Annotated in this window: 16 protein-coding genes; all 16 read right to left on the bottom strand. The window is 38.2% G+C overall.

The window, feature by feature from the left end:
• Window positions 1–54: 54 nt before the first annotated feature.
• Window positions 55–324: a PGPGW domain-containing protein gene (locus tag VMW81_01090; protein ID HUU49536.1), complete on the bottom strand. Its 270-nt coding sequence runs from the start codon at window positions 322–324 to the stop codon at window positions 55–57.
• A 69-nt stretch (window positions 325–393) separates the two neighbouring features.
• Window positions 394–831 (bottom strand): CPBP family intramembrane glutamic endopeptidase, encoded by a 438-nt coding sequence (locus VMW81_01085; protein HUU49535.1) that lies wholly within the window; start codon window positions 829–831, stop codon window positions 394–396.
• A 584-nt stretch (window positions 832–1,415) separates the two neighbouring features.
• Complete coding sequence (locus VMW81_01080; protein HUU49534.1) at window positions 1,416–2,900, bottom strand: MATE family efflux transporter; 1,485 nt, start codon at window positions 2,898–2,900, stop codon at window positions 1,416–1,418.
• A 447-nt stretch (window positions 2,901–3,347) separates the two neighbouring features.
• The gene (locus tag VMW81_01075) at window positions 3,348–3,839 is read right to left on the bottom strand and encodes a hypothetical protein (protein HUU49533.1); all 492 of its coding nucleotides are present in this window, start codon (window positions 3,837–3,839) and stop codon (window positions 3,348–3,350) included.
• The gene (locus VMW81_01070) at window positions 3,840–4,508 is read right to left on the bottom strand and encodes an HAD-IA family hydrolase (protein ID HUU49532.1); all 669 of its coding nucleotides are present in this window, start codon (window positions 4,506–4,508) and stop codon (window positions 3,840–3,842) included.
• Between the two features lie 139 nt (window positions 4,509–4,647).
• Window positions 4,648–5,025 (bottom strand): hypothetical protein, encoded by a 378-nt coding sequence (locus tag VMW81_01065; protein ID HUU49531.1) that lies wholly within the window; start codon window positions 5,023–5,025, stop codon window positions 4,648–4,650.
• A 300-nt stretch (window positions 5,026–5,325) separates the two neighbouring features.
• On the bottom strand, window positions 5,326–5,556 hold the full coding sequence (locus VMW81_01060; GenBank protein HUU49530.1) for a hypothetical protein: 231 nt from the start codon (window positions 5,554–5,556) through the stop codon (window positions 5,326–5,328).
• Between the two features lie 111 nt (window positions 5,557–5,667).
• Window positions 5,668–5,907: a thioredoxin family protein gene (locus tag VMW81_01055; GenBank protein HUU49529.1), complete on the bottom strand. Its 240-nt coding sequence runs from the start codon at window positions 5,905–5,907 to the stop codon at window positions 5,668–5,670.
• Between the two features lie 80 nt (window positions 5,908–5,987).
• Complete coding sequence (locus VMW81_01050) at window positions 5,988–6,704, bottom strand: aromatic aminobenezylarsenical efflux permease ArsG family transporter (GenBank protein ID HUU49528.1); 717 nt, start codon at window positions 6,702–6,704, stop codon at window positions 5,988–5,990.
• Between the two features lies 1 nt (window position 6,705).
• Window positions 6,706–7,206: a nitrophenyl compound nitroreductase subunit ArsF family protein gene (locus tag VMW81_01045; GenBank protein ID HUU49527.1), complete on the bottom strand. Its 501-nt coding sequence runs from the start codon at window positions 7,204–7,206 to the stop codon at window positions 6,706–6,708.
• 1 nt (window position 7,207) lies between these two features.
• Complete coding sequence (locus VMW81_01040) at window positions 7,208–7,438, bottom strand: thioredoxin family protein (GenBank protein HUU49526.1); 231 nt, start codon at window positions 7,436–7,438, stop codon at window positions 7,208–7,210.
• A gap of 10 nt (window positions 7,439–7,448) precedes the next feature.
• A complete protein-coding gene (locus tag VMW81_01035) occupies window positions 7,449–8,750 on the bottom strand; it encodes a permease (GenBank protein ID HUU49525.1) in 1,302 nt (433 codons plus the stop codon).
• 34 nt (window positions 8,751–8,784) lie between these two features.
• Complete coding sequence (locus tag VMW81_01030; protein HUU49524.1) at window positions 8,785–8,988, bottom strand: carboxymuconolactone decarboxylase family protein; 204 nt, start codon at window positions 8,986–8,988, stop codon at window positions 8,785–8,787.
• 62 nt (window positions 8,989–9,050) lie between these two features.
• Window positions 9,051–10,148 (bottom strand): putative sulfate/molybdate transporter, encoded by a 1,098-nt coding sequence (locus tag VMW81_01025; GenBank protein ID HUU49523.1) that lies wholly within the window; start codon window positions 10,146–10,148, stop codon window positions 9,051–9,053.
• A gap of 49 nt (window positions 10,149–10,197) precedes the next feature.
• Window positions 10,198–10,626, bottom strand: a complete 429-nt coding sequence (locus tag VMW81_01020; protein ID HUU49522.1) for an arsenate reductase ArsC — start codon at window positions 10,624–10,626, stop codon at window positions 10,198–10,200.
• Between the two features lie 24 nt (window positions 10,627–10,650).
• A partial coding sequence (locus tag VMW81_01015; protein HUU49521.1) for an arsenical-resistance protein occupies window positions 10,651–11,265 on the bottom strand: 615 nt, incomplete at its 5' end.

Here is an 11,265-nt window from a genome sequence, read left to right as displayed (position 1 = left end):
TGGACAGGAACGGTATCAGCAAAGAACAGATTATTAAGGCAGTCAAAAAACTCATTATAACCTAATATCTCTTTTGAATAGTCGCACCTTTATATTTCTAGTCTTTTCCTTTGCCCTATCCATATTTTTTGCCAGCGAGGGATATCGTTCCTTGAGTTTTTTGCTCAATTTTTCAGCAGTTTTAGACTCATGGGACAGCAGATAAAAACCTACAAAGAGAAAAAGGATTCCCTGAAGGATGGGAAGAAAGAGGCCGATAATACCAAAAAAAATGAAAAACCAGCCAGCACTGAGTATGAGGATGTGTTTAACTTTTTTTTTCATCAGAGAATCCATAAAGACTAAAAATTTCAAAAGAGCATACCATAAAGTACGACATTTTGAAGAAATAATTTAAATCATCCCGAATATTCTGAAAGCTATAAAGACTTGCACAGTATCAACCAATCCATGTATAAGCCAACAGGAGAAGAGGTCATATCTTTCAAGAATAAAATTCATCACGATGGCAAAGGCAATCAGCCCTGATGTTGCAAGCATGAGAAAAGGAAGCTCGAACCAGCCAATAAAAAAAATAATATGATGGAAAGAAAACCCTATCCCTGTGAGGGTATGTGCCATCCAAGGATTGATCAGTTCTCGCAACTCCTTGAATAAAAAACCTCTCCAGAAAAACTCCTCCAAGATTGAATTGAAAAGAATAATATAAAGACCGATAAAAAGAATGTTTCTCTTATGAATCGAGGCAAGCTGGTTGAGCTGAGAAACAATGGTCTCTCCTCTCAGGAATTGCCTGATAACCAGATAATTCATTAGATAAATCGCTGCCAATCCAATCCCTAGCCCTATAACAATAAATATATTTTTTTTGAATCTTTCAAATGAGAAATTCTCGAAAAGTGAGCTCTTGAATGTTTTTTTGTCAATAACTGAGCGATAGAAGAGAGGAGAAAGAAAAATAATCTTATAGGAAGAAGAAAGCAAGTAGTTAACTTGAAAGAATTGTCTCATGAGTATAATCATAAGTAGGGGCAAGATTAATAAGAGAATCAATATGATTATTTTTAAAGATCTTTTGTTCATTTTACTTCAATGGTTCAACCTTTTTATTTTTTTGGCTTGGTATTTGTTGAACTTTTTGTATTTTTCTTATTTACAGTATTAACCAGACTTATTAAGATCTGACCCGGTTTGGGTTCGAGAGTGCTATCTCTTGCGAAGATAATCAAATTTTTTTCTTTGTTTCTTTTTTGAACTTCACTTCAAAGTGCTCGTCATAGATCTCACCCAAAAGCTCCTCAATGATGAAATTCATTTTCTAAAAACTGAAGGATTCATATCCTTTCTCAGTTCAGAATCTTAATGAGATATTTTCTATCAAAAGCAAATCACCACGACAATAAGTTTAAATCTTTTTAAAGATCGAACTTCGTAGCAGATCTTTCAGGAAATGTCGAAGGTATAGAAGGTGGAGCTTCTTCGATTACCCTCATCGACTTCCATTTTCCTCCAAGAAAACGGAACAAGAATACAAACCCCAGTATAATGATGTATAAAGAAGCAATCGTCCATCCCACAAAGATACCCGTATGGAAAAAAACCACTGCCACGTAACTTGGAATGATAAGCAAAATTAAAGAAAGTATAAAAACCATCAACATAATATAGCGAGTATCCCCTGCGCCTTTAAGTGCTGAGGCAAAAATAATATTCATGGCATCAAAAATTGAGTAGACGGCTATAAAGCGCAGAAGAACCACAGTGATTTCTCGAATGGAGATAAAGCTATCCGGATCTGCCTTGGCAGCAAAGGGCCATAAAAAGATACCTGGAACAAGAACATACAAAAGAGCTATGGTTGCCATGTAAAGAAACGCAAGATGAAACCCTGAATAAACGCTCTTCTCTGCTAAAGCAGGCTTATCTTTGCCAAGGTTCTGTCCTACTAAAACCGACATGGCGATTCCAAAACCTATCATGGGCATAAATGCCAGAGTGTTAATATTAAAGGCGATATTCGTAGCCGCAAGAGGGATTATGCCCAAGCGGCCCATTAAAAGAATAAAGACAGTAAAACCAGCAATATCGAGTAAGAATTGAACCCCTGTTGGCAAACCAAAGCGCATAAGACGAGAGAAGAGGGAGTACTCAAATTTCCATCCCCGGAGCGTATGATACCTTTGATTATAAGCCCGTTTGGAAACCAAAATAAAAAAAACAAGGAAAGAGAAGCATGAAGAGAAAACGGTTGCAATAGCCGCTCCTTTAATACCAAGCTCTGGAAAGCCAAAATGGCCAAATATCAAGACATAGTCCATAATCAGATTTACGAGAGTCGCGAGGAAGTTCACCCACATAATCGGCCAGGCCTTACCTCGACCGGAAAAGAAGCTTGAAAGAGCAGTGGAAGCAACTGAAGGTGCTGCTCCGAGACAGAGTATCTGAAAGTAGATTGTTTCGTATTCCCGAACCAGCTTTTCGTGTCCAATAAATCTAAAGATTGGTTCAGCAAAAGGGATCATACTAATAAGCACTATCCCTCCAATACCTGCCACGTAGATCCCCTGCCAGAGGGCTGGGCCAATCCTTTCAGACATCCCTGCTCCGTGGTACTGAGCAACAAATGTGTTGACATAACCTGAAGTCCCAATAAAGAGACACATGATAGTGAAATTCAGCATGCCAGCAGGCATAGCTGCTGCAATAGCCTCTGGGGAGTACCACGTCAAAAACATCCGGTCAACAAAATGCTGTATTGACCATGCCCCTGTGCTTAAAATGAGCGGGATAGCCAGCACCAATACCTCAGAATATCCTCCCTCAGATTTCCAGCGCTCGCTTATAGACTTGATGGTCTTTCCTGATAGCAACTTCCTTCTCCCCTTAACAGATTCATGCAAAAAAAACCTCTCCAATCAAAGACTAATCTGAATCGGAGAGATTCGTTCAGAAAAATAAGAAACAGAAAAAAGATAATGCAAAATCAAAATAAAGTCAAAAGATAAAGGAATAAAGGGAGAGACTTAAAAAATAAATATTTTAAAAAATCACCTTTTACAACCTTTTTTTCCGCTTTTCTGAGAAAGGCATAGAGAACACCTTGTATCAGCACAGAATTGACAGAAATAGCAATCCTCGCAAGGGTATTTTTTTGGACCTCTGCTTTGAGGAATATATACAAGACCCTTAATACCGTCTATTCTCTTATAGTTTGGATTTTCTTTAGATTCCACAGATGAAATCTTTATTATCCTGTACGCATTGAATTATCCAGTTGTATTAAATATATCAATCCAAAAGTCCTATAACAAATAATTAATGGGAAAAGAGGAATAAGAGAGGGTTTTCTATCCTGATCGCCTCTCTTTCTTTCTATATCTGTAATAGAAAAAGGTCCCAAATAGCGAGATAATAAGAAGATAATCTATCAACAAAAATATGGGATGGGCCCAGTCAAAGGCATTAATATAAAAATCACTCATAGGAAAAAGAAATTTGGTGGGGAAAAATGTCTCTGTGTGTGTTGGTATATCCATAAGAATATGGAGGGGCCAGGCAAGGAAGGAAAATGAGAGGCCTCTATTGACTAATCTTATCCCCATATAAATAATCACTGCAAAAATCAGGCTATGAGTTATATCATATATACTGAAGACCCATAAAGGAAAGGTTTCAAGCAGAGGCCTTCCCCATACAAATGTCCCATGGGATAACCGATATAAAAAGAACGGGAAAAATGGAATGAAGTCAGGGAGAATCCCAAAACACATGGCGAGGAGAAACCTTCGCCTCCATCCAAAGGCGAGCCCTCCCCAGAACATATGAGAAAAGATATCCATTTATATCTTACTTAGATTTAACTTAGATTTAATCCTCGAGATCAAATCAAACAATAATGTTTTCAACTCCTCCAAAGATTTTACCATTAAATCCGCCGGTCTGATAAAGGGGTGATGGGAGTTTAAACAGATAATCGTCTTGATGCCGGCACGCTTTCCTGCCAGGATATCATGTTCAGAATCTCCCACATAGATTAATGTCTTGGGTGTAGCATTTAACAATACCATGAGCTTGAAAATCCCCTCAGGATTGGGTTTATGGGTCTTCAGGTCATCCCCGCAGATAATCCCCTTAAAAAACCTTTCAAGCTCAAATCTTTTGAGAATTCTAAGAGAGCTTTTTCTGTCCCGACCTGTCCAGAGACCCATATTTATTGATTCTGCAAATAACTCTTCCAAAAGCTCTTTCGCTCGTGGAAAAAGTCTTACCTCGTCCTGATGCTTTGCAGCATATTCACCCAAACGCACCCGAGCCTTTAACATCGACTCTCTGTCTCCTTTAAGGAGCCTTTGGAGATTTTTTTCTACTGGGCCGCAAAGACCTTCTTCAATCTCCTCATCACTCGGCAGTTCCCTAAAAGGTTCAACAGCATATCGAAAGGAACTGTATACCACTGATAAGGTGTCAACAAGGGTGCCATCAAGATCAAAAACCACTGCTGGATTCATCTTTTCTCTCCAACTTCCTATTATTTATGATTAGTATTAAAATTTCAGTCGATTCTTTTCTTTCACTAATAATAGAATCAAATATCTTTTTTCCAAATTCATTAATTAATTTAGGAGATTAACGGAGGGAAGGAAAGTCTTAAAGTATTTCTTCTAATTCTTTTTTAACGAGTTCCACGTTTCGAATATAGCCGGATTCATATGTATCAAATTTAAATTTTACACCTGTCCAGTGAACGCTTCCAACTCCTATTGCTGTATATTCTCTGTTAAAATAGATCCTCGTTTCATCCAGATCCTTGCCGGTTCTGATTAAAACATCGGCATCACGAGAATGAGATGAAAGACCTAAAATTGCTGATTTCTCTCCATTGATATCACCTGTCTCTACCTCCACATACTGAGAACGCAAGGTGGTTGCAACTCTTTTCAATGCTTCAGCTATTTCAGCACCTGTAACAGCCTTTTTCAGCTTAACAGGCCTTCTGATATCAAAATTCGGTTTTTTAGTTCTCATCTTTTTAAGTCCTCAATCTTTCAGATTTTTTTAATCTTATAGTCATTTACTAAAATAACTTCAAGTATATCAATAGGGTTTATTTTGTATCTTGTGGCTATATTTTTTAATGTCTCATCCTTTTTAAGACCAAGAAAACTCCAATCCGTCCAGTACGCAATCCTTCCATTGGGACAGTATAAAGTACAATTCCTGTCAAGGTCATGATTATAAATCCCGCAAGTGTCAAAAAAGAAATAAACCCCCTCATCTGAAATTTTTTTCTTTCATCTTAATCTCCTTCTAATGAAAATTCTTTTTTTATTCTATTAACTTTTTATATTTTTTACTCAAAAATCTTATACGTTTACCCTTTTTAACATCTTTTTTTTTCTTTAGTGATGTTATATCTGCTATTTCCATGGGGGAATGGAGTAACCTTATAGCAAACAACCTCCCTTTTTCATCTTCTCTTACAAGACACCCCTTCCACTCAACCCCATCCACAATAATATTTATAATATCCCCATCTTTGATTTCTATATCTAACACCCCCTCACTAAAACCTTCTCATAGAGATTAAACCCAAACTTTTTGAAAATCAATGGCACAAAATATCCCCTTGACAACTGTTTCTATAGAGAAACTCATCTTTTTATCTTATTATATCTCTTCCTTTATTAACTCTTTTACCTTTTCTGGTGTTGGGAGGGGTTTTCCCTCGTGTTTCACCTTTTCATTGACTACCAGGCCAGGTGTAACCATTACATATTTAGATATCTCTTTCATATCCTTGATATGTTCGATTTCAGCTTTTGCATTGAGCTCGTTGAGAGCCTTTGCTGCCATTTCTTCCATTCTCTGACAATTAGGGCAACCTGGGCCCAATATCTTTATCTTCATTAAAATCACCTCCTTTCATAAATTATGAGTTCAAAAACAAAACTTGTCCTAATATGAGCTATTAATATTTTTAAAATCTTTCATCTAAGTAAATACTGGGTTATTGAATAGTATATTCCCATAATAATAAATACTAAAGAAGCCACCTTTCTCATCCAGCTTTCAAAAACCTGCACCCTATTGACTATATTGGCCAATTTAGAAACGCTATAAGCAAGAATAAAAGAAAAAATAATCACAGGAAGTCCTGTTCCGAATGCAAAAACCGACGGTAATATTATCGGATCACCTGTTTTTAATGATAACGGTATAAGCATTCCAAAAAATAGCACTGCGCTAAAGGGACAGAATGATAGGGCAAATACCACGCCCAAAAAAAAACCACCAAAAACCCCTTTTTTTGATAATCTCTCTTTTAAGGAATTAAGCTGACCACCACCGCTAAACAAGTTTATCCTAAAAGTATCAAGCATTATTAAACCCATGATTATTAGAAAAGGACCGATTATCCTCTCTCCATATCTTTGCAAACTCAAAGAAATTGCCTGAATGTTTAATCCAATAAATACAACAAGGGATGCAATCACTATGTATGTAAACATTCTCCCAAGTGTATAGATAAAGCCGACAAGAAGAGTATGCCTTCTGTCGTTAATCCTCTTTGAAATATAAGCGATTGAAGCTATATTTGTAGCTAATGGGCATGGGCTTATGGCCGTCATGAGTCCTAAAAAGAAGGATGCAATTACAGGAATTTTGCTTGTGCCCATAGCTTCCATGAAGGACATGAGATTCATCTTAGCTGAAATCCCCCCTCAATCTCTTATCTATAAGCATTTTGAGATAGCTCATAAAAGCCATCTTATTATTTATTTTATACCAGACTTTAACAACATGCTCTTTGTGAAACCCTTTTTGGTCATAAATACCTAACCACAAAGAAGAAGCAGTGGCACCATATTTAAATACGATCTCCTTGTTTTCAGGAAGATATACATTAATGTGCTTGAATATTATCTTTCCCTCTTCTAGTTCATCAGCAAAACAGTTATTGAGCGTTTCTTCGGTATATGCTCCAACTGTTTTGCATGCGTAACACTGATAAGTTCCATGAAAATGAATTAATTCGACTTTCTGGACTAGGGATTTTTTAGCTTTTTTATCTGACTTCGAATTTTTCTCTTCTGTTATACTGCTAGCAATATTAGTTTCTGCATTCTCTGAACAGCCTGAAAGAACAAGCATACTAGATACAAAAGCAACCATTAAAAGTATTATAAAATGTTTCTTTTTTTTCATCTTATTTCAACCATTTCTTTATTTCTTCAGTATATGGCACTCTTCCAGAGCATTTTACCTCTCCATCAACAACCAAAGCAGGTGCTGCAATTACACCATACTCAATGATTTTATGAATTTCATCCACTTTAAAAATATCAGCGTGGATGTTTAATTCTACTAAGGCCTTTTTTACATTCTCCTCAAGTGTTTTGCATTTTGAACAGCCAATACCTAAAATTTCAATTTTCATCTTAAGCCCCTTACTCAAAGAAAGCCCCATAAAGCATTCCAGTAATTGTAGCCATGATAACTACAAGAGTTATAAAAGTTACAGTTTTTTTAGTCCCAATAACGCTCCGTATCACCAGCATATTTGGTAAAGATAAAGCCGGGCCAGCCAACAGCAGAGCCAGTGCCGGTCCTTTTCCCATCCCGTTTCCAATCAACCCTTCCAAAATTGGAACCTCGGTCAGTGTCGCAAAATACATAAAAGCCCCGGCAACAGAAGCAAAAAGGTTTGACCAGATTGAATTCCCACCAACAGAACCGCTGATCCACTCAGATGGGATTAAGCCTTCATTTCCTGGTCGACCAAGAAGTGCCCCGGCTATTAAAACACCAAAGAAAAGAAGGGGCATGATCTGTTTTGCAAAGTCCCATGATGATTTGAACCATTCTTCTGTCTCACCTTTGTTAAGGCTTATGATTATTGAAAAGCCAATCACCGCAACAGAGAAGGGAATGAGAGGTCTATGGGGAAAAAGGATTGCCAAAATAATTGTTGGAACTGCAGCCAGCAGAATCTTCAACCATTTAAGCCCAAACCAGATAACAAGAAGAACCGCGAAGAATGCTGAGGCCAGACCAGTGATACTCCATTTATAAGAATAAATAGCATACCAAAAACCTTTGGCTTCCTCAGGTTTCCCCCAGTTGGCAAAGACAAGAATAGCAATCATAGCCAGAAAATATATGGAAGTCTGCCAAAGGGGGCGGGTTACCTCCTTGTTCGGCATAGCCAGATTGCTATTAGCCTTTTCTATTTCTTCTTTCCTAAAGATAAAATGCATAAGAAGCCCAATGATAAAGCTAAAAGCAACGGCTCCCACAGCCCTTGCAATACCGAGTTCCAGACCCAGGACGCGTGCTGTTAAAATAATAGCAAGAACGTTGATAGCCGGGCCTGAGTAAAGAAAGGCTATTGCTGGCCCTAAACCAGCACCCCTTTGATAGATCCCAGCAAATAAAGGAAGAACAGTACAAGAACATACAGCTAAGATTGTTCCGGAAACTGATCCAACGCTATAAGCCAAAATCTTATTGGCTTTGGGACCCAGATATTTTATAACCGAAGCCTGGCTTACAAAAACAGCGATTGCGCCTGCGATAAAGAAGGCAGGTACAAGACAGAGTATAACGTGTTCCTCTGCATACCACTTGGTAAGATGCAAGGCTTCCATAATTGCATTGTCAAAACGCCCTGTTCCGATAGGCAGATAGAAGAAAGACAGAAATACTGCCAAAATCACGACTAAAGGTTTCCATTCATCCTCCCAGTCCACGTCACATCTCTCCTTTCGTTACCTATAAAATTTTTTATTTCTTTTCTCGAGCTTCACGAAACTGGTTGGAAACTCTCCCGCCGGAAATAGACATTACTATCGCCTGAGCCACACCTATTTCATCATCAGTAATTCCTATTTCTTTAGCCACGCTAAAGTTATGCTTCATTAAAAAAATGCACCCAAAGGCCATAGAGGCTGCCAGTTTGAGCAAGATCGTTGTTTTTTTGTCTAAAATTTCATTCTCGCTTACCGAGCTCTAAAAATCAAAAAAAGCCTTTTTTTGATTTTATGGACTGTTTATTTTTTAAATCTTTGTGAAAGATGATATACGACTAATCCACTCAAAAATCCAACGGCCATATTCATTATAAGAGATAATCCTGCTGTTATGGCCATAACAAGAATTTCGTCCTTTTTAATGTCTTTTACAAATTTGGTCAGCTCTAACCCAATCAAAAACATCATGGCTCCAAGGATACTTAATGGAAATACATTAAAAAATTTAGCAATCGATTTAGCCAAAAAAAGACCAAGGCTTATCTCTATTGCACCCTCAATGATATTTGTCCCACCTGTCCTGGCACCAAAATAATACTGGCCTGCCAGTCCGCCTGCACCGTGACACATGGGCATCCCTCCAAAAAAGGTAACGGTCACATTCATTATTCCCATATTAAGTCCCAGTTTCCTTTCCGGTACAGGCCTATCAGGCCAGTAACTTTTAATAAGGGCTGCCGTTGCAATAACAGCATTAGCAATGGTTAAAGGTATTTGAGCAAAACCAGCCAAGACAAGAGATTCCCAAACCTCGCTAAGTGTAAAGGTAGCCATAGGAGGAAGAGAGATTCCGAAATCCAAAGAATTGAGAAGTTCTCCTTTTATTCCAACAACAAAAACACCAAGAGCCATAAGAACAATAGCAGCAGGGGCATGTTTGTTCTCTCTTAAAAAGATGACAATGAGCACAGCAATGATTCCCAAAAGCCATCCAGTGGAGACCATTTTATATCCTTCGTAAGCCAGCATAATACCAAGAGCGACCTGTATTCCCCGGACCACGCTTTTTGGAGTTATTTTGCTTATCTTGTCAATTGTTCCTGTGATATACATTAAAAGCCAAGCGAGTCCTGTTCCAAAACCAGAGGCATAGATGAGGCTTGGAGACCACTTCTGGGCAATAGCAACAACCGCTATCAACTTTTTCGGTTCTATGGGCATGGGCAGTCTGTAAATGATACCTGTAACAATATTTGCCAAACCCATCATAATAAGAAGCCCTGCGGGATCCATTCCGTTTACCATAATATAGCCGACAGCAAGTGGAACAAGGGTTCCGAAATCCCCCATGGAACCTGCTAGTTCTCTTCGGTTAAACTCAAAATCCGCTATCTTCATAAATTTCTCATTAAAAGGTGTTATTGCTGAAAGGTAATATTTTGTGATGTCAGCAAGAAGTCTTGTCCTTCAGAAAGCTTATTATGCTTTCATCTATCTCATCCCTTACGCTTCTAAAGACATCAATTCTCTCTTTCTCAGACCCTTTTGCGCTTGCTGGGTCTTCAAAGCTCCAGTGGATTCTTTCTGTTTTTCCAGAAAAAAAAGGGCATATCTCTTTTGCCCTATCGCATACCGTAATAATATAATCAAACCTCTCTTTTTTAAATTCATCAACGGATTCAGAACGCTGACCAGAGATATCAACAGCTCTTTCCTTCATGACCCCTACTGCAAGAGGGTTTAGTTCTTTTGGGTCTGTTCCAGCACTGAATACATCAAACTCGCTCCCAGCGTAGGACCGTAAAAAACCCTCTGCCATCTGGCTTCTGCATGAATTACCAGTGCAGAGAAAAAGGATTCTTTTTTTGTTAACCATAAAATCAATTTCTTTTTAATTTTTTTACTCGCTTCCAGCCTCTGCACCTATGGAAATGGCCTCTTCAACCTCATTAAAATATCTCGTTTTAAACCATAAGGCCACATTCACTAGGCTAATAAGTACAGGAACCTCAACTAGAGGCCCAATAACTGCTGCAAAGGCTACCCCAGAATTTATGCCAAAAACAGATACAGCTACGGCTATGGCTAACTCAAAATTATTGCTGGCTGCGGTAAAAGAGAGAGTTGTAGATTGTTTGTAATTAGCCCCTACCTTCTTACTCATATAGAATGTGACGAGGAACATCAAAATAAAATAGACCATAAGGGGAATAGCGATACGGACCACATCAAATGGAAGCTGGACAATATATTCACCTTTTAGCGAAAACATCACCACAATGGTAAAGAGAAGAGCTATCAGGGTAATAGGGCTGATTTTAGGAATAAATCTCGTCTCGTACCACTCCTTATCCTTGATTTTTATAAGGCTGAATCGGGTGATGATCCCTGCTATAAAGGGGATACCAAGATAGATAAATACACTCTTCGCAATCTGGCCTATGGTGATGTCAACGATACTCCCTTTAAGGCCGAACCATCCAGGAAGGATTGTAATAAAAACATAAGCATAAAC

It is taken from the genome of Nitrospinota bacterium, assembly GCA_035528715.1.
In the GTDB taxonomy this organism is placed as follows: Bacteria; JADFOP01; JADFOP01; order DATKYB01; family DATKYB01; genus DATKYB01.
This window is presented reverse-complemented; position numbering and strand designations above follow the sequence as displayed.

Coding starts and splice junctions, on each gene's coding strand:
- VMW81_01090 (HUU49536.1), bottom strand. CDS start 324: ATGAAAAAAAAAGTTAAACACATCCTCATACTCAGTGCTGGCTGGTTT.
- VMW81_01075 (HUU49533.1), bottom strand. CDS start 3,839: ATGGATATCTTTTCTCATATGTTCTGGGGAGGGCTCGCCTTTGGATGG.
- VMW81_01070 (HUU49532.1), bottom strand. CDS start 4,508: ATGAATCCAGCAGTGGTTTTTGATCTTGATGGCACCCTTGTTGACACC.
- VMW81_01065 (HUU49531.1), bottom strand. CDS start 5,025: ATGAGAACTAAAAAACCGAATTTTGATATCAGAAGGCCTGTTAAGCTG.
- VMW81_01055 (HUU49529.1), bottom strand. CDS start 5,907: ATGAAGATAAAGATATTGGGCCCAGGTTGCCCTAATTGTCAGAGAATG.
- VMW81_01050 (HUU49528.1), bottom strand. CDS start 6,704: ATGAATCTCATGTCCTTCATGGAAGCTATGGGCACAAGCAAAATTCCT.
- VMW81_01045 (HUU49527.1), bottom strand. CDS start 7,206: ATGAAAAAAAAGAAACATTTTATAATACTTTTAATGGTTGCTTTTGTA.
- VMW81_01040 (HUU49526.1), bottom strand. CDS start 7,438: ATGAAAATTGAAATTTTAGGTATTGGCTGTTCAAAATGCAAAACACTT.
- VMW81_01025 (HUU49523.1), bottom strand. CDS start 10,148: ATGAAGATAGCGGATTTTGAGTTTAACCGAAGAGAACTAGCAGGTTCC.
- VMW81_01020 (HUU49522.1), bottom strand. CDS start 10,626: ATGGTTAACAAAAAAAGAATCCTTTTTCTCTGCACTGGTAATTCATGC.